16 protein-coding genes are annotated in these 16,664 nt (G+C 72.0%); 10 read left to right on the top strand and 6 right to left on the bottom strand.

The window, feature by feature from the left end; all coding sequences use genetic code 11:
• Entirely contained in the window at positions 1 to 2,301 is a 2,301-nt protein-coding gene (locus tag ACFW9O_RS22975) for a bifunctional salicylyl-CoA 5-hydroxylase/oxidoreductase (RefSeq protein WP_384611759.1), read from the top strand.
• On the opposite strand, the gene ACFW9O_RS22970 is transcribed toward ACFW9O_RS22975, so the two are convergent.
• Genes ACFW9O_RS22970 through ACFW9O_RS22955 form a run of 4 tightly spaced genes read right to left on the bottom strand, consistent with a single transcriptional unit; the run spans position 2,288 to position 6,079 of the window.
• Positions 2,288 to 2,746 carry a hypothetical protein gene (locus ACFW9O_RS22970; RefSeq protein ID WP_384611758.1) on the bottom strand — a complete coding sequence of 153 codons (459 nt, stop codon included), beginning with the start codon at positions 2,744 to 2,746 and terminating at the stop codon, positions 2,288 to 2,290. The genes ACFW9O_RS22975 and ACFW9O_RS22970 overlap by 14 nt on opposite strands.
• A complete protein-coding gene (locus ACFW9O_RS22965; RefSeq protein WP_384611756.1) occupies positions 2,743 to 3,564 on the bottom strand; it encodes a GNAT family N-acetyltransferase in 822 nt (273 codons plus the stop codon). The genes ACFW9O_RS22970 and ACFW9O_RS22965 overlap by 4 nt, the downstream gene beginning before the upstream one ends.
• Positions 3,565 to 3,606: 42 nt before the next feature.
• Positions 3,607 to 4,437 (bottom strand): PaaX family transcriptional regulator C-terminal domain-containing protein, encoded by an 831-nt coding sequence (locus tag ACFW9O_RS22960; RefSeq protein ID WP_384611754.1) that lies wholly within the window; start codon positions 4,435 to 4,437, stop codon positions 3,607 to 3,609.
• 4 nt (positions 4,438 to 4,441) lie between these two features.
• Positions 4,442 to 6,079, bottom strand: coding sequence for an AMP-binding protein (locus ACFW9O_RS22955; protein ID WP_384611752.1), 1,638 nt, complete (start codon positions 6,077 to 6,079; stop codon positions 4,442 to 4,444).
• Between the two features lie 102 nt (positions 6,080 to 6,181).
• Here ACFW9O_RS22955 and ACFW9O_RS22950 point away from each other — a divergent pair, with 102 nt between their 5' ends.
• Both ACFW9O_RS22950 and ACFW9O_RS22945 read left to right on the top strand, forming a co-directional pair.
• Entirely contained in the window at positions 6,182 to 7,309 is a 1,128-nt protein-coding gene (locus ACFW9O_RS22950) for an acyl-CoA dehydrogenase family protein (RefSeq protein ID WP_384611751.1), read from the top strand.
• Positions 7,306 to 7,707, top strand: coding sequence for a RidA family protein (locus tag ACFW9O_RS22945; RefSeq protein WP_384611749.1), 402 nt, complete (start codon positions 7,306 to 7,308; stop codon positions 7,705 to 7,707). Before ACFW9O_RS22950 ends, ACFW9O_RS22945 begins: the two co-directional genes overlap by 4 nt.
• Before the next feature lie 69 nt (positions 7,708 to 7,776).
• Here ACFW9O_RS22945 and ACFW9O_RS22940 read toward each other — a convergent pair whose 3' ends face one another.
• A complete protein-coding gene (locus ACFW9O_RS22940) occupies positions 7,777 to 8,910 on the bottom strand; it encodes an FAD-dependent monooxygenase (RefSeq protein ID WP_384611747.1) in 1,134 nt (377 codons plus the stop codon).
• A gap of 204 nt (positions 8,911 to 9,114) precedes the next feature.
• Here ACFW9O_RS22940 and ACFW9O_RS22935 point away from each other — a divergent pair, with 204 nt between their 5' ends.
• The 7 genes from ACFW9O_RS22935 (at position 9,115) to mnhG (ending at position 16,213) form a co-directional block, all read left to right on the top strand.
• Positions 9,115 to 9,546: a (4Fe-4S)-binding protein gene (locus tag ACFW9O_RS22935; RefSeq protein WP_384611745.1), complete on the top strand. Its 432-nt coding sequence runs from the start codon at positions 9,115 to 9,117 to the stop codon at positions 9,544 to 9,546.
• Positions 9,547 to 9,648: 102 nt separating this feature from the next.
• Positions 9,649 to 12,549: a Na+/H+ antiporter subunit A gene (locus tag ACFW9O_RS22930; protein WP_384611743.1), complete on the top strand. Its 2,901-nt coding sequence runs from the start codon at positions 9,649 to 9,651 to the stop codon at positions 12,547 to 12,549.
• Positions 12,546 to 13,232 (top strand): Na(+)/H(+) antiporter subunit C, encoded by a 687-nt coding sequence (locus ACFW9O_RS22925; RefSeq protein WP_384611741.1) that lies wholly within the window; start codon positions 12,546 to 12,548, stop codon positions 13,230 to 13,232. The genes ACFW9O_RS22930 and ACFW9O_RS22925 overlap by 4 nt, the downstream gene beginning before the upstream one ends.
• Entirely contained in the window at positions 13,229 to 14,884 is a 1,656-nt protein-coding gene (locus ACFW9O_RS22920; RefSeq protein ID WP_351167570.1) for a Na+/H+ antiporter subunit D, read from the top strand. The genes ACFW9O_RS22925 and ACFW9O_RS22920 overlap by 4 nt, the downstream gene beginning before the upstream one ends.
• Entirely contained in the window at positions 14,881 to 15,513 is a 633-nt protein-coding gene (locus ACFW9O_RS22915) for a Na+/H+ antiporter subunit E (protein ID WP_384611740.1), read from the top strand. The genes ACFW9O_RS22920 and ACFW9O_RS22915 overlap by 4 nt, the downstream gene beginning before the upstream one ends.
• Positions 15,510 to 15,833 carry a monovalent cation/H+ antiporter complex subunit F gene (locus ACFW9O_RS22910; protein WP_384611738.1) on the top strand — a complete coding sequence of 108 codons (324 nt, stop codon included), beginning with the start codon at positions 15,510 to 15,512 and terminating at the stop codon, positions 15,831 to 15,833. Before ACFW9O_RS22915 ends, ACFW9O_RS22910 begins: the two co-directional genes overlap by 4 nt.
• On the top strand, positions 15,830 to 16,213 hold the full coding sequence (gene mnhG, locus ACFW9O_RS22905; protein WP_351167564.1) for a monovalent cation/H(+) antiporter subunit G: 384 nt from the start codon (positions 15,830 to 15,832) through the stop codon (positions 16,211 to 16,213). Before ACFW9O_RS22910 ends, mnhG begins: the two co-directional genes overlap by 4 nt.
• Positions 16,214 to 16,220: 7 nt before the next feature.
• Here mnhG and ACFW9O_RS22900 read toward each other — a convergent pair whose 3' ends face one another.
• Complete coding sequence (locus ACFW9O_RS22900; protein WP_384611736.1) at positions 16,221 to 16,589, bottom strand: nuclear transport factor 2 family protein; 369 nt, start codon at positions 16,587 to 16,589, stop codon at positions 16,221 to 16,223.
• Positions 16,590 to 16,664: the final 75 nt, after the last annotated feature.

Genomic DNA, 16,664 nt, shown 5'->3' with positions numbered 1-16,664 from the left:
ATGCCCTCATCCGCCGCGGACACTCCGCGCACCGGACGGATCGCGGTCATCGGCGGCGGGCCCGGCGGGCTCTACGCCGCGGCCCTCCTCAAGCGGCTCGACCCCCGGCGCGAGATCACCGTCTGGGAGCGCAACGCGCCCGACGACACGTTCGGCTTCGGGGTGGTCCTCTCCGACGAGACGCTCGGCGGCATCGAGCATGCCGACCCGGTCGTGTACGCGGCGCTGCGGGACGAGTTCGTCCGCTGGGACACCATCGACGTCGTCCACCGGGGCACCACCCAGACCTCGGACGGCCACGGCTTCGCCGCGCTGGGCCGCCGCAGGCTCCTGCAGATCCTGCACGAGCGCTGCGCGTCCCTGGGTGTACGCCTCCGCTTCGGGGCCGAGGCCCCGCCCGCCGCCGAGCTCGCCGCCCACCACGACCTGGTCATCGCCGCCGACGGTGTGCACAGCGCCACCCGCGAGGCGGACGCCGCCCACTTCGGCCCGCGGACCGCCACCCATCGCAACCGCTACATCTGGCTCGCCGCCGACTTCGCGTTCGACGCCTTCCGCTTCGAGATCGCCGAGACCGAGTACGGCGTGATGCAGCTGCACGCCTACCCCTTCTCGCCCGACGCCTCCACCGTCATCGTCGAGATGCGCGAAGAGGTCTGGCGGGCGGCCGGTCTCGACACCTGCGATGCCACCGAGTCGACCGAACGCTGCGCCAAGGTCTTCGCCGAGGCCCTCGGCGGCAGGCCGCTGCGGTCCAACAACTCCTCCTGGCTCACCTTCGCCACCGTCACCAACACCCACTGGGCCCACGGCAACACGGTCCTCATCGGCGATGCCGCCCACACCGCCCACTTCTCCATCGGATCGGGCACCAAACTCGCCGTCGAGGACGCCCTCGCGTTGGCCGCCTGTATCGAGGAACAGCCCGACCTGCCCGCCGCCCTGGCCGCGTACGAGGCCGAGCGGCGCCCGGTCGTCCTCTCCACGCAGCGTGCCGCGGCGGCGAGCCTGCGCTGGTTCGAGGAACTCCCGCTGTACGTGGACCAGCCACCCCGGCGGTTCGCCTTCAACCTCCTCACCCGCAGCCGCCGCGTCACCCACGGCAACCTGCGGCTGCGCGACTCCGACTTCACCGGAGCCGTCGAGGCGGAGTTCGGCTGCCCCCCGGGAACCCCGCCGATGTTCACCCCGCTACGGCTGCGCGGCCTCGAACTCCGCAACCGCGTCGTCGTCTCGCCCATGGACATGTACTCCGCCGTCGACGGGATGCCCGGCGACTTCCACCTCGTCCACCTGGGCGCCCGCGCACTCGGCGGCGCCGGACTCACCATGACCGAGATGGTGTGCGTGAGCCCCGAAGGCCGCATCACCCCCGGCTGCACCGGCCTGTGGACCGACGAGCAGGCCACCGCCTGGAGCAGGATCACCCGCTTCGTCCACGACTCCGCCCCCGGCGCCGCGATCGGCGTCCAGCTCGGCCACTCCGGCCGCAAGGGGTCCACGAAACTGATGTGGGACGGCATCGACCAGCCGCTGGACGAAGGCAACTGGCCGCTGAGCGCCGCCTCCCCGATCCCGTACGCACCGGGCGTCAGCCAACTCCCGCACGCCCTGGACCGGGCCGGGCTCGACAGAGTCCGTACCCAGTTCACCGACGCCGCCCGGCGGGCCGCCCGCTGCGGATTCGACCTCCTCGAACTGCACTGCGCGCACGGCTATCTACTCTCCGGCTTCCTCTCCCCGCTCACCAACCGGCGCACCGACGCCTACGGCGGGCGGCTGGAGAACCGTCTCCGCTTTCCCCTGGAGGTCTTCGACGCGGTCCGCGAGGTGTGGCCCGAGGACCGGCCCATGACCGTCCGGATCTCCGCCACCGACTGGGCCGAGGGAGGTACGAGCCCCGAGGACGCCCTCGGGATCGCCCGGGCCTTCGCCGAACACGGCGCCGACGCCATCGATGTCTCCACCGGCCAGGTCGTCCCGGACGAACGCCCCGAGTACGGCCGCTCCTACCAGACCCCGTACGCCGACCGGATCCGCAACACCCTGGACGTTCCGGTCATCGCGGTCGGCGCCATCTCCTCCTGGGACGACGTCAACTCGCTGCTCCTCGCGGGCCGCGCCGACCTCTGCGCCCTGGCCCGCCCGCACCTGTACGACCCGCACTGGACCCTGCACGCCGCCGCCGAGCAGGGCTACGAGGGTCCGGGCGCCCCATGGCCCCTTCCGTACCGTGCGGGCAGCCGCACCCCGCCGACGGGCCGCACCGACGCTCCCAAGCCGCGCCTCACCCTGGGCTGAGCGTCAGACATTCGTGGCAGCGGCAGGGCAGGGGATGAGCCGAGCCCCACGAGGTGGTGCGGTACTCGGCCGCCAGCCGTTCGAGCAGTACGGCCAGCTCCTCGGCGTCCTCCCGGCTCGGCCGGCAGCCACCCACGCCGGCCTCCGTCCACAGCCGCAGCACGGCCGGGCTGTGGACCGGCACGGCGCGAAAGGTGTGCAGGTTGCGCGTCGCCATGTCGATGGTGATGTACGTGCCCGTGTGGCGTCCGCGTCCGATCGTCGTCAGCTGCTCGTGGGCCGTTCCCGGGTAGGTCGAGACCACATGCACCTTCGATCCGCCGCGGTAGGACTTGGTGCCCGGCCGGAGCTCCTGCCCGCCGTCCCCGTACCGCCGCCAGCGCACCACGTTCGCGGCAACCAGCCAGACCTGCTCCGGTGACGCATCCCGGTCTCCGTCCGTCACTTCGGCTCCGCGGTGATCAGCAGCCGGTCGGAGAGTGCCTCGTAGCCGATGCGCCGGTACACCCCGTTGCTCGTCGGATTCGCGAGGTCCGTGAAGAGCAGCACCTCCTCGGCCCCCGCCTCCCGCGCCGCGCGGCTGACCTCCGCCGTCACCGCCGCCGCGTACCCCCGGCCGCGGTGCTCAGGCGGTGTGTAGACCGTCGCGACCCGCACCGTGCCCGCGACCCTGCGCGAGACGCCCGCCATCGACACGGGGACACCGTCGTCCTCCCAGACGGTCAGCCCGCCGTGCGACGTCCGGTCGTCCACGATCCGTTCCGCCCGGTCGCCCGACTGGCCCGTCTCCTCGCCGAAGGCCCTGAACCAGTCGATGAGCAGCGCGCGGTCGGCACCGGTCGCGGTACGCGGGCTTCCGGCGGGCGCGGGGGAGGGCGGAGCCAACGCGCGCAGACGGTACAGCCGGTGCTCCTCGTCGACCCGGTGGTCGGGCCAGCGGGAGGCCAGCGCCTCGGCGGTGGCGCGGTCCGCGTTGATGCCGGGCAGCGGGACCGCCTCGGCCAGCGGACCGATCGCTTCCGGAGCCACCGTCCCCAGGATCGGCACGAACGGAGGCGTCCGCACGAGCGTCCCCGCGACCTCCCCGTCCATCCCGCGCCACCACCCCAGCAGCGGAGTTCCCTCGCCGTAGGCGTGCGGACCGCTGTGCCGCAGGGTCGCGGTGACGGTCAGCACCAGGGTGTTCTCCGCCGGCCGGGCGGCCAGTGACGCGCCTGCCGCGTCCAGGAAGACGCCGACGTCATCGGTGAAGGTCCAGGTCATGCCTCATCCTGCCGGGTCAGCAGCCTTCGGGGCACCCCGATTTCATCCTGCGTCGGCTTTCGCGCCCACGAACACCGCTCCCACGTCCCGCAGTTGTGTGTGCAGCCGCCCGAACACCTCCGCCGAACGGCCGCCGGGCCAGTCCTTGGGCAGCAGCTCCTCGGGCAGCCCGGGATCCGCGTACGGCAGCCGCCGCCAGGAATCCAGGGCGAGGAGGTAGTCCCGGTAGGCATCCTCCGGGTCCGGCGCACTCCCGCCGGACCGGGCCTCCCAGCCCCGCAGCACGGGCTCCTGCTGCTCCAGGAAGTCCAGATGGAGCCGGGCGATCGCGTCCAGGTCCCACCAGCGGGTCACCGACTCCTTCGTCGCGGCGAAACCGAGGTGTTCCCCGCGGAACAGCTCCACGTACGGGGCGAGTTCCAGCCGCTCCAGGGTGTGCCGCGTCTCCTCGTACAGTCCGGCGGGCGCGATCCACACCCCGGGGGCGGCCGCGCCGAAGCCGAGGTTGCCGAGGCGGGAGCGCAGCAGGTGACGCTTGTGGCGCTCCGCCTCCGGTACGGAGAAGACGGCGAGCACCCAGCCCTCCCGGAGCCCGGGCGAGGGATGCCGGTAGATCCGCCGGTCGCCGTCGTCGAGCAGCTGACGCGCGTCGGCCGACAGGGCGTATCCGGCCGCCCCGTCCGGTGTCCGGGCGGGGACGAGCAGCTCGCGGCGCTTGAGCCGGGAGACGGAGGAGCGCACGGACGGAGCGTCGACGCCGACCGCGTGCAGCAGACGGATCAGCTCGGACACCGCCAGCGGGGCGTTGCCCGGGGAGCGACCGTAGGCGCCGTAGAGGGTGACGATCAGGGAACGGGGAGAGTGCTCGGCCACGTGATCACTCTAGAGCGGTTCGGCCGTGCGGGTCCGGAGAGGTGCGCAGGAGGAAGCGCTGGAGTTTGCCGGTCGCGGTCCGCGGGAGCGCGGGCAGGAACTCGATGGCACGGGGGCATTTGTGCGGCGCGAGCTCCGACTTCACATGGGCGCGCAGGGAGTCGGCCGACTGCTCGGCACCCTCGCGGAGCACCACGTACGCCGCCACGATCTGACCGCGCAGCTCGTCCGCCCGGCCCACCACCGCCGCCTCCACGACGTCGGGGTGGCGCAGGAGGGCTTCCTCGACCTCGGGGCCGGCGATGTTGTAGCCGGAGGAGATGATCATGTCGTCGGCGCGGGCGACGTAGCGGAAGTAGCCGTCAGGCTCGCGGACGTAGGTGTCGCCGGTGATGTTCCAGCCATGGCGTACGTACTGGCTCTGGCGCTCGTCGGCGAGGTAGCGGCAGCCGACCGGTCCCCGCACCGCCAGCAGGCCGGGTTCGCCGTCGGGCAGTTCCTCGCCGTCGTCGTCGACCACCCGTGCCTGCCAGCCGGGCACGGGTGTGCCCGTGGTGCCGGGGCGGATCGCCTCGTCGGCCGCGGAGATGAAGATGTGCAGCAGCTCGGTCGCCCCGATGCCGTTGATGATGCGCAGACCCGTCCGCTCGTGCCAGGACTGCCAGGTGGCCGCGGGTAGGTTCTCCCCGGCCGAGACGCAGCGCCGCAGCGCGGAGAGGTCATGGCCGTCCAGCTCGTCGAGCATCAGGCGGTACGCGGTCGGCGCCGTGAACAGCACCGAGACCCGGTGGGCGGCGAGCGCGGGCAGGAGCTGCTTGGGGCCGGCCTGTTCCAGCAGCAGGGACGAGGCCCCGGCCCGCAGGGGAAAGATCACCAGGCCGCCGAGCCCGAAGGTGAAGCCGAGCGGGGGGCTGCCGGTGAACACGTCGTCGGGGCGGGGCCGCAGGACGTGGTGGGCGAAGGTGTCCGCGACGGCCAGCACATCGCGGTGGACGTGCATACAGCCCTTGGGCCGTCCGGTGGTCCCGGAAGTGAACGCGATGAGCGCGATGTCGTCGGCGGCCGTGTCCACCGCCCGGTAAGCCCCCGGCCGGGCCGCCGCGAGCCGCGTCAGGTCGTCGGGGGCCTCTCCGCCGAACGCCGTGACCCGCAGCCCGGGTACCTGCGCCTTCACCAGGTCGTCGACCGACCTGATGTCGCACAGGGCATGACCGACCCTGGCGAGGCGACAGATCGTGGCGAGTTCCGTCGGCCGTTGCTGGGCCAGTACGGTCACGGCGACCGCGCCCGCCTTCATCACGGCGAGCCAGCAGGCGGCGAGCCACGGGGTGGTGGGGCCGCGCAGCAGGACCCGGTTGCCGGGGACGACACCCAGGTCGTCGGTCAGTACATGGGCGATCCGGTCCACCCGGTCCCGCAGTTCCCCGTAACTCCAGACGCCGCCGTCCGGGTCGCGGAAGGCGGGGCGTTCACTCCCGAAGCGCTCCGCGGTCCGGTCGAGCAGCTCGTACCCGCAGTTCAACCGGTCGGGATAGAGCAGCTCGGGGAGGTCGAAGACCAGCTCGGGCCACTGTCCGGCGGGCGGGAGATGGTCGCGCGCGAACGTGTCGGAGTGAGCACTTGCGGTACCTGACGGCTTCATGAAGCATCGCCCCCTTGTCGCCCTTGGAGCGTATCGTTTGAGTGACGGCAGTCAACAGTCCGCGATAGGTCCGCGAAGAGTCGTGACAAGAGAGGCGCCGGTATGACGGCATTCTCCCTCGATCCCGGTCAAACCGCATGGTGCGACGAGCTCTACACCCTCTCGGGTGAACAGCTGCGCCCACTCGCGGAGAAGGGCACCCCGGGCCGCGTCAACCGCCCGCTGGTCGCCGCCCTCGGCGAGCTCGGGCTTCTCGGCCGGATGTTGGGATCCGGCGCGCTGGACCTCTGTCTGCTGCGCGAGTCCCTGGCCCGCGGCTGTACCGAGGCGGAGACCGCGCTCGCACTCCAGGGCCTCGGCACGTATCCCGTCGTCCAGGCGGGCACCCCGCTCCAGCGCGAGCGCTGGCTCCCCGAGGTGAGTGCCGGCCGCGCCGTGGCCGCCTTCGCGCTCAGCGAGCCGGGCGCCGGGTCCGACGCGGCGGCACTCGCCCTCGACGCCCGGCGCTCCGCGGACGGGTGGCGGCTGACCGGGGAGAAGTGCTGGATCTCCAACGCCCCGGAGGCCGACTTCTACACCGTCTTCGCCCGCACGGCGGAGGGTGAAGGGGCCCGCGGCGTCACCGCGTTCCTCGTCCCCGGCGACCGCCCCGGACTCACCGGAACGGCCCTGGACATGCTCTCCCCGCACCCCATCGGAACCCTCGACTTCGACGGCGTACCCGTCACGCACGACGACGTCCTCGGGGAACCCGGCCGGGGCTTCCGGGTCGCCATGAACACCCTGAACCTCTTCAGGCCGAGCGTCGGCGCGTTCGCCGTCGGCATGGCGCGCGCCGCACTGGACGCCACCCTGGAACACACGGCGCACCGCACCGCGTTCGGCGGACCGCTCAAGGACCTCCAGGCCGTTTCCCACCAGGTCGCCGAAATGGCCACCCGCACCGAGGCCGCCCGGCTCCTGGTGTACGCGGCCGCCGCGGCGTACGACGCGGGGGAACCGGGAGTCCCGGGGCGTGCCGCCATGGCGAAGCTGTACGCCACCGAGACCGCGCAGTTCGTCGTCGACGCGGCCGTCCAGCTGCACGGCGCACGCGCCCTGCGCCGCGGCCATCTGCTCGAACACCTCTACCGGGAGGTCCGCGCGCCCCGGATCTACGAGGGGGCCACCGAGGTGCAGCGCACCATCATCGCCAAGGAGCTGTACGCGACACAGGAGACGCCCGCATGAACCCGCTCATCCGGATCAACCCCACCGAGCTCGCCCCGGCCACCGGTTTCTCGCACGCCGTCGCGGTCAGCGGCGGCCGGCTGGTCTTCCTGGCCGGCCAGACCGCCCTCGACGGCGACGGCAAGGTCCTCGGGGCCACCCTGCCCGAACAGTTCGAGACGGCGCTCGGCAATCTGCTCACCGCTCTGCGTGCCGCGGGCGGTTCCCCGGCCGCCCTGGCCCGGGTCACCGTGTACGCCACCGACGTCGCCGACTACCGCTCCCACGCCCACGAACTGGGCAGGATCTGGCGCAGGCTGGCGGGGCGCGAGTATCCGGCCATGGCTGTCATCGGTGTGGCCAGGCTCTGGGACGAACAGGCACTGGTCGAGCTGGACGGCATCGCGGTGCTGGACTGAGCGAGCGCGGACGGCACCCCGTCACGTGGCCCGGGCAGCCCAAGGAACGGCTGCCCCGGCCGTGTCGGCTCAGTACGGCTCGACCAGCACGTGTGCGGCGCCCGGGATGCCGATCTCGAGGAGCTTGTCCTCCTCGGGGGTCGTCGCGCCGCCCGTCTCCTGCTTCAGGATCGCGCGCGACAGGTTCTGCACGAACATGGCGCGCGGGCGCCGACGGGCCTCCCAGGCCGCGAGTGCCGCGGGCACGTTGTCCTCGGCGTCCAGCGACTCGGCCAGCACCAGTGCGTCCTCCACCGCCATGGCCGCACCCTGCGCGAGATGCGGGGTGCTCGCATGCGCGGCGTCACCGGCGATGACGACCCGGCCGACGTGCCAGGGCTCCTCCACCGTGACCTGTGAGATCCGCGAATACACGACCGCTTCCGGGTCCGTGACATGGGTGAGCGCCTCGGCGACCGGCCCGGAGAACGCGGTCAGCCGCTCCGCGAGCTGCTCGTGGGCCCGCGCGGGATCCGGCCGGAAGTCCGCCGTCTCGCCGAACACCGCGCCCAGGTACATGAGTTCGTCCGTCATCGGAGTGAGCAGTGCCTTCGCCGCCCGGTTGCCGGTACTCATCACGACGCCCTGGACGCCGGGCGGGCGCGGCACGGTGACCCGCCAGTTGGCGAAGCCGGTGTACTCGGCCGTGAAGCGGTCGCCGTACAGCCGGGTCCGCAGCGGGGAGCCGATGCCGTCGAAGCCGACGACCAGGTCCCAGCGGCCCGTCGAGCCGTCGGACAGGGTCACGTCGACGCCGGAACCGTCGTCGGCCAGCTCGGCGATCGTCGTACCGAGGCGGATCACGGCCCCGGCAGCCGCGGCGGCGTCCCCGAGCACCCCGGCCAGGGCGGGGCGCGGGATGCCGTTGCCGGACGGGGCGTCGCCCATCCGGGGCTGCGGGATCTTGGCGAGCGTGGCGCCGGCCGGATCGCAGATGGTCAGCACCTCCCACTCGAAGCCGGCCGCGACGCAGGCGTCGAGCACACCGATCTCACGCATGACGTGAAGGGCGTTGGACGGCTGGATGATGCCGACGCCCAGCGCGTCCAGCTCGTCGCGGAGCTCGGCGACCTCGACCGTGTGGCCGCGCCGGGCGAGCGCGACGGCGAGCGTCAGCCCGCCGATTCCGCCACCATGTATCAGTACACGCAAGGGTGTTGGCATCTCAGGTCTCTCCAGAGCGAGAAGAATGAAGACAAGTGGCCTCAGGCTCGCATGCGCGTCGGGGGCGCCCGCGCGATCTCGCCGCATCCGTCGAAGTCCCGGGATCACGGATTCGCCCGGGTAGCGGGGCGAGCGCTCCGGTGTGACGCTGGAGGAGTCGGTATTCCGTATACAGCCCCACGCACGCGAGTGGGAGGGCCAGCGGTGACCAGCGAACCGCCTCCGCACCCTGCGGCCAGGTCGTACGACGGTGAAGGCATCACCGTGAGCTACGACGCGCACCGCTGTCTGCACGCCGCCGAATGCGTGCGCGGGCTGCCGGATGTCTTCCAGGCCGGGCGCAGGCCGTGGATCATGCCCGAAGGCGCGTCCGCCGACGAAGTGGCGGACATCATCCGGCTCTGCCCCAGCGGAGCCCTGCAGTACCACCGCACCGACGGACTGCCGGACGAGGTTCCCGACGTGCCGACGCACGTCTCCCTGCACGGCGACGGGGTGCTCCATGTGCGAGGGGACCTGGAGGTGGCCACACCGGAGGGACCCCGGAAGGAGACCCGGGTGATGCTGTGTGGCTGCGGGCGGACCGGGAACACGCCGTTCTGTGACCACAGCGGAGCGTGCGCCGACCACGTCTGAGCGCGGCCGGGAGCGGGACCGAGCCCGTGCGGCGCGCCGGACGGGTGAATGCGGCCGGGGGATATATCTGTATTCGGTGCCCTTTGTTCCGGACCCCACCTCGTGATCGCGCTCATCGTCTGCCACTTCGTCCTGGCTGCCTGCGCGGGCCCACTGGTGCGCCGGCTCGGCAGGCGTGCGTTCGTGGTACTCGCACTGCCCCCCGCCGCCGCCACGGTCTGGGCGGCCACCGAGTGGGACACCGCGGCGGCCGGACGGACGGTCGGCCGGTCCTGGGACTGGATCCCCGCCTACGGCGTCTCCTTCGATCTGCGCCTGGACGCACTCGCCGAGCTCATGGTGCTGCTCGCCGCCGGTGTCGGCACGCTCGTCCTGCTGTACTGCGCCTCCTACTTCACCGACGACACCCCGCAACTGGGCGCCTTCGCGGGGAACCTGCTGGCCTTCGCCGGCGCGATGCTCGCCCTCGTGCTCGCCGACGACCTGATCACCCTCTACGTGTTCTGGGAACTGACCACGGTCTTCTCCTACCTGCTGATCGGCCACAGCAGCGAGCGCAAACAGAACCGCCGCTCGGCACTCCAGGCACTCACCGTCACCACCCTCGGCGGCCTCGCCATGCTGGTCGGCTTCCTGATCCTCGGTCAGGCGGCCGGCACCTACCGGATCTCCGCGATCGTCGCCGATCCACCGGAGACGACCCTCGCCGTCTCGGTGGCTGTCGTCCTGGTCCTGTGCGGGGCGCTGTCGAAGTCCGCGATCTGGCCCTTCAGCCTGTGGCTGCCGAACGCCATGGCCGCCCCCACCCCCGTCAGTGCCTATCTGCACGCGGCGGCCATGGTCAAGGCCGGTGTCTACCTGGTGGCGCGGCTCGCCCCCGCTTTCGCCGACGTCCCCGTCTGGCGGCCCGTCGTCCTTGTACTCGGCGCCGCGACCATGCTGCTCGGCGGCTGGCGCGCACTGCGACTCAACGACCTGAAGCTCGTCCTCGCCTACGGCACCGTCAGCCAGCTCGGCTTCCTGACCGTTCTCGCCGGGGCCGGCAACTGGGACGCCGCACTCGCCGCCGTCGCGATGATCCTGGGCCACGCCCTGTTCAAGGCGGCGCTGTTCCTCGTCATCGGCGTCGTCGACCGTGCGGCGGGCACCCGTGATCTGCGCAGACTCTCCGGGGTCGGCCGCTCGCTGCCGTACGTCTGCACGGTCGCCGTCCTTGCCGCCGCCTCCATGGCCGCCCTGCCGCCGTTCCTCGGCTTCGCCGCCAAGGAGGCCGCTTTCTACGCGCTGCTGCACGGGGACACCTCGGACCGCTGGGTACTGGCCGCCACCGTCGTCGGGTCGGTGCTGACCGTCGCGTACACCCTCCGCTTCGTGTGGGGGGCGTTCTGGCGCAAGCCCGGTGTCGTGGACACCCCCGTGCGCCGCGTCGGTGCCGCGTTCCTGGCCCCGCCCGCGCTGCTCGCCGTGGCCGGCCTGGTACTCGGGCCCGGCGTCGGGTGGACGGACAGGCTGTTCGGTGCGTACGCAGACGCCTTCCCGGTCCCCGCCCACCCCTACCACCTCGCGCTCTGGCACGGCTTCGGGACGGTCCTGCTGCTGTCAGCCCTCACCTGGGCGGGCGGTGCCGTGCTCTTCGCGGGGAGCACCGCCGTCACCCGGATCTCCCGGCGGATCGCCTGGCCGACCGCCGACAGCGTCTTCGGCCATCTGCTGCTCGGGCTGGAACGCCTCGCCCTGCAGATCACGGGCTTCGTCCAGCGCGGCTCGCTCTCCGTCTACCTGGCCACCACCCTGCTGGTGATGCTGGCCGGGCAGCTCGCGGTCCTGTTCACCGACCGCCCCTGGCGGGGAGCGGTCGCCCCCAGGCTGTGGGACGCACCGCTCCAGGGCGCCCTGGCCGTGCTGACCTGCGCGGCCGCCCTGTTCTGCCTGACCGTCAGCCGCCGGATGAAGGCCGTGGTGCTGGCGGGACTGACCGGGTACGGAGCCGCTCTGCTCTTCGTCGTCCAGGGCGCCCCCGATCTGGCGCTCACCCAGTTCTGCGTCGAGACCGTGTCGATGATCGTGTTCGTGCTGGTGCTGCGCCGGATGCCGGTGCACTTCCAGGAGTCCGTCAGCACCTGGCGGCGGGCCGTGCGCATTCCCGTGGCGCTCGGCGCCGCGGCGACTCTCGGCGTGGTCGTGTGGGTGTCCGGCGCCGCACGCGTCGCCGAGCCGGCAGGCGCCGCGATGGTCGAGGAGGTGGCCGACCACGGGCTCAAGGACGTCGTGGCCACGATCCTGGTCGATCTGCGGGCCTGGGACACGATGGGGGAGTCCGCCGTACTGGCAGCGGCCGCGATCGGGGTGACCAGCCTCATCTATCTGCACCGCCGCAGCGAAGCGCCCCCGTCCAGACAGGAACTGCGGGGCATGACGGCCTGGTCGCTGAACGCGCCACATCTGACCGGCATGCCGCGGGGCGACGACACCGCACCCGAACGCAGCTGGCTGGCCGCGGGGTCGACACTGGCGCCGGAACACCGCTCCGTCGTCTTCGAGGTGGTGGCGAGGCTGCTCTTCCACCCCATCCTCGTGCTCTCGCTGTTCCTGCTGTTCTGTGCGGAGAACCTGCCCGGCGGCGGGTTCGTCGCCGGACTCGTCGCGGGACTCGCCTTCATCACCCGCTACCTGGCCGGCGGCAGGTTCGAACTCGCCGAGGCCGCGCCCCTGCAGCCGGGCCTCTTCACCGGCCTCGGCCTGGTCCTCTCCACCGGGGTCGGCCTGTTCGGCCTCGCGGAGGGCACCGTGCTGCATGCCTGGACGTACCACGGGCATCTGCCCGTGTTCGGCAGCTACCACCTGGGCACACCCGTCGTCTTCGACTTCGGGGTCTATCTCCTGGTCCTGGGCGTGGTCCTGGACATCGTGCGGGCGCTGGGCGCGAAGGTCGACCGGCAGATCGAACGGGCGGCCGGCGCTCTCGCCCCCGTGACCGGCACCGGGACGGAGGGCCGGGGATGACGGTCAGTGTCTCGCTCCTCGCCACCGCCGTGGTGCTCTGCGCGGTCGGCGGCATCCTCATGCTCACCCGGCCCCTCACCCGCATCCTGCTCGGCGCGGTCATCGCGGGCAACGGCATCAACCTCCTGGTCCTCTCCGCGACCGGTTCGGCGGGTGAGGCCCCGCTGCTCTACGGCGTGCCGCTGCGACAGGTCACCGACCCGCTGCCCCAGGCCATCGCGCTCACCGCCATCGTCATCACCCTCGCCACGACGGCGTTCCTGCTGGCCATGGCCTACCGCAGCTTCCAGCTGACCGGCACGGACGAGGTCCACGACGACCTGGAGGACCGGCGCATCGTGCTGCGTGCCGAAGTGCTGGGGGAGTGGGCCGAGCTGCGCGAGGAGTACCGGGCGGAGGCCGGCCGCACACCGGAGGAACGCGCCCGCTACCGCGAGGAGCGTCACCGGCTGCGCTCCCGGCTGCGCGCCGACCGCGCGCTGCAGGCCCGGGGCCGGGACGCCACCGGCGATCTGTGGCACGACGTGCTGGGAGCCGATCCGGAGGACTACGTGAACATCGACCCCGAATCCGCCGGCCCCGACACCGACGGCCCCGGTCCCGCCAGTCCGGGGCCGACCGGTCCCGGTTCCGGCGGCCCCGGTCCCGGCGCGGCCGGTCCCGACCGAGGAGCCGCCGGATGAACGCGCTCGTCCCGCTGCCCGTGCTGCTGCCGCTCTGCGCCACCGGGCTGAGCCTCGCCTTCGGCACCCGGCTCGCCCACTTCCAGCGCTTCATCAGCGTCGCCGTACTCACCGCCGTCCTCGGCCTCTCCGTCGGCCTGATGATCGCGGCCGACCGCCAGGGGCCCCTCTCCGTCCACCTCGGCGACTTCGCTCCGCCGCTCGGCGTCACCCTGGTCGCCGACCGGCTGTCCGGACTGATGCTGACCGTCTCCTCGGCCATCACCCTGGCCGTCCTCGTCTATTCGCTCGGCCAGGGCATGGCCGACCGGGACAAGGAGACTCCGGTCGCCGTCTTCCACCCCGCCTACCTCATCCTCGTGGCGGGGGTGTCGTGCACCTTCCTGGCGGGCGACCTCGTCAATCTCTACGTCGGCTTCGAGATCATGCTGGTCGCCAGCTTCGTCCTGCTCACCCTCGGCGGCACCGGGCCGCGGATCAGGGCGGGTTCCACGTACGTGATCATCTCGCTGTTCTCCTCGATGCTTTTCCTGACCGCCATCGCCATGGCGTACGCGGCGGCCGGCACGGCCAACCTCGCCCAGCTGGCGCTCCGGCTGCCCGAACTGCCGCTCGGTGTGCAGACGCTGCTCCAGGCGATGCTGCTCACCGTCTTCGCCATCAAGGCCGCACTGTTCCCCCTCGCCGCCTGGCTCCCCGACTCCTACCCGACCGCGCCCGCGCCCGTCACGGCCGTCTTCGCGGGCCTGCTGACCAAGGTCGGCATCTACTGCATGCTGCGCACGGAGACGCTGCTCTTTCCCGGGAACCGGCTCGGCGACCTCCTGATGGCCGCCGCGCTCGCCTCCATGGTCGTGGGCATCCTCGGGGCGGTCGCCCAGACCGACCTGAAGCGGCTGCTCTCCTTCACCCTCATCAGCCACATCGGCTACATGGTCTTCGGGATCGGCCTCGCCACCCGCGACGCGTACGGCGGGGCGATCTTCTACGTGGTCCACCACATCACCGTCCAGACCACGCTCTTCCTCGTCGCGGGGCTCATCGAACGCCGGGGCGGCACCAACGAGCTCACCCGCCTCGGCGGACTGGCCAAGGCGGCGCCGTTGCTCGCCGTCCTCTTCTTCGTACCGGCCATGAACCTCGCCGGGATCCCCCCGCTGTCCGGCTTCATCGGCAAGCTCGGACTGATGCGCGCCGGTGTCGCCGAGGGCAGCGTCTGGGCCTGGATCCTGGTCGCCGGGTCGACCGTGACCAGTCTGCTCACCCTCTACGTGATGGCCAAGATCTGGAACCTGGCCTTCTGGCGCGCCGAACCGCCGGGTCAGGCCGCCTACGGCACCGTTCTCGAGTCGGCCGACGAAACCGACGACGACGATGTCGACCCGGGTCCCGACCGGATTCCCGGCACGGGCGACGAACCGGTCGGGGGCACTCCGCGGCCGGCCGGGCAGGTTGTCGCCGCGAGTCTGCACGGACGGGCCGTCATCACGACGACCCGACCGCCGGCGGCGATGCCCGCCGCCACCGCGGCGGCGGTCGCACTCGGTCTCGCCTTCACCGTGCTGGCAGGTCCGCTCACCGCCTTCACCGACCGTGCGGCCGACGAACTCGTCGAACGGACCCCCTACACCGAGGAGGTGCTCGGCCGGTGAAACGCCTGATCACCCTGTCCTACCGGAACCCCGAACTGCCGCCCTTCAGCTGTGAGTTCGCCGGCCGTCGCCGCCGCGTCCTCGACCTTCCGCTGATCGCCTGGCTCACCCTCATCTGGGTGCTGCTGTGGTCCACCCTGACCTGGGCCAACGTCGTCACCGGAGTGGTCGTCGCGGTGGCCGTCTGCCTGGCGTTCCCCCTGCCCAGCGTCGACCTCGGTCTGCGGCTGCACCCCTGGGGCATCCTTCTGCTCGCCGGATACCTCCTCTACGACATGTACACCTCGGGCGTGAAAGTCACCCGGCAGATCTTCGCCGGCCGTCCGCACAGGCCCGCCGTCATCGGCGTGCCGCTGCGCTGCCGCAGCGACCTGATGCTCGCCGCCACCGCCGTCGCCGTGTCCAACGTTCCCGGCGGATCGATCGTCGAGGTGCGCAGGGACACCGCCACGGTCTTCCTGCACGTGCTCGACGCCGACAGGCCCGCGGCGCTGGACGCGGCCAGGCGCTCCGTCTGGCGCCTGGAAGAGCTGACGGTACGGGCTTTCGGCACCCGCGACGAGATCGCGAGGGTCGCGCAGGCACCCCCGGCGACCACGCAGTCCGACGACAGGAGGAACGGGGCATGAGCGGCGTCGAGACCGTCGACCATGTGCTGCTGACCGCCGCCGTGGTGGTCCTCGTCCTCGCGGGTGCGCTGCTGCTCGTACGGATCTGGCGCGGCCCCTCCATGCTGGACCGGGCCATCGCCCTCGACGTGTGCGCCGCCCTGATCATCGCGGGCCTCGGCGCGAAGTCGGCGCTCGCCCGGGACCCGTTCTACTTCCCGATCATGCTGGTGCTGGCGTTCCTCGGCTTCACCGGATCCGTGGGCATCGCCCGCTTCATCGCCGTACGCGACCGTCCGCTGTCGCGCCGGACGCCCGAAGGCAAGGAGGAGCGGGAATGAGCGTCTGGCTGCAGGTCACCGACACGGCCGGTGCGGCCCTGGTGTTCCTCGGGGCGGTGATCTGTCTGCTCGGTGTGATCGGCATGCTGAGGCTGCCCGACGTGCTGTCGCGCAGCCACGCGGCGACCAAGCCGCAGGCCCTCGGCCTCCTGCTGGTCCTGGCCGGCGTCGCTCTGCGGCTGCGCAGCGGCATGGACCTGGCGACGCTCGCCCTCATCGCCTTCTTCCAGCTGATGACCGGCCCGGTGGCGGCCCATCTGGTGGCCCGTTCCGCGTACCGGACCGGTCAGATCGAGCACGGTGAGCTGCTCTTCGACGAACTGGACGAGCAGCTCACCGAGCAGGATCCGGGCCCCGGAGCGGGAGCCGGGAGGGGCTGACTCCCTTTCATGCCCCCGGCAGCCGGTCCAGGAAGCCGCTGACGGAGCTGATCCTGCCGTCCTCCGCCAAGGTGATCACGTCGAAGCCGGCGGCGGGCGCCGAGCCGTCGGCCCGGGAGACGAGGTCCCACGTGAAGCGGACCAGGCCGTGGTGCCCGTCCGGCGTCCCGGTGGGTACGAAGTCGAAGCCGGGGAACTGTGCCTGCGCGCCGCTGATCGCCGCGGTCAGCCCGTCGTGGCCGCGCACGTCGGCCAACGGGTCGGTGTAGGTGGCGTCCTCGGTGAAGGCTGCGGACACCGCCTTCTCGATCTCCTCGGTACTGCCGGCGTTCCAGGCGGCGAAGTAGCGTCGGACGGCGTCCTCGTGAACGGTCATGACGGGTCCCTTCCCAGGGTGCTGAGGCTGCCGCTCCGTGGTCCGGAGCGGCAGGAACAGCTTGTCCCGGGGCCG

It is taken from the genome of Streptomyces sp. NPDC059499 (genome assembly GCF_042749285.1).
Lineage (GTDB): Bacteria > Actinomycetota > Actinomycetes > Streptomycetales > Streptomycetaceae > Streptomyces.
This window is presented reverse-complemented; position numbering and strand designations above follow the sequence as displayed.

What these genes read in the sequence shown, in the direction of transcription:
- ACFW9O_RS22975 (WP_384611759.1), top strand. Translation starts at nt 1, where the DNA reads ATGCCCTCATCCGCCGCGGACACTCCGCGCACCGGACGGATCGCGGTC.
- ACFW9O_RS22965 (WP_384611756.1), bottom strand. Translation starts at nt 3,564, where the DNA reads ATGACCTGGACCTTCACCGATGACGTCGGCGTCTTCCTGGACGCGGCA.
- ACFW9O_RS22955 (WP_384611752.1), bottom strand. Translation starts at nt 6,079, where the DNA reads ATGAAGCCGTCAGGTACCGCAAGTGCTCACTCCGACACGTTCGCGCGC.
- ACFW9O_RS22950 (WP_384611751.1), top strand. Translation starts at nt 6,182, where the DNA reads ATGACGGCATTCTCCCTCGATCCCGGTCAAACCGCATGGTGCGACGAG.
- ACFW9O_RS22945 (WP_384611749.1), top strand. Translation starts at nt 7,306, where the DNA reads ATGAACCCGCTCATCCGGATCAACCCCACCGAGCTCGCCCCGGCCACC.
- ACFW9O_RS22940 (WP_384611747.1), bottom strand. Translation starts at nt 8,910, where the DNA reads ATGCCAACACCCTTGCGTGTACTGATACATGGTGGCGGAATCGGCGGG.
- ACFW9O_RS22925 (WP_384611741.1), top strand. Translation starts at nt 12,546, where the DNA reads ATGACGGTCAGTGTCTCGCTCCTCGCCACCGCCGTGGTGCTCTGCGCG.
- ACFW9O_RS22920 (WP_351167570.1), top strand. Translation starts at nt 13,229, where the DNA reads ATGAACGCGCTCGTCCCGCTGCCCGTGCTGCTGCCGCTCTGCGCCACC.
- ACFW9O_RS22910 (WP_384611738.1), top strand. Translation starts at nt 15,510, where the DNA reads ATGAGCGGCGTCGAGACCGTCGACCATGTGCTGCTGACCGCCGCCGTG.
- mnhG (WP_351167564.1), top strand. Translation starts at nt 15,830, where the DNA reads ATGAGCGTCTGGCTGCAGGTCACCGACACGGCCGGTGCGGCCCTGGTG.
- ACFW9O_RS22900 (WP_384611736.1), bottom strand. Translation starts at nt 16,589, where the DNA reads ATGACCGTTCACGAGGACGCCGTCCGACGCTACTTCGCCGCCTGGAAC.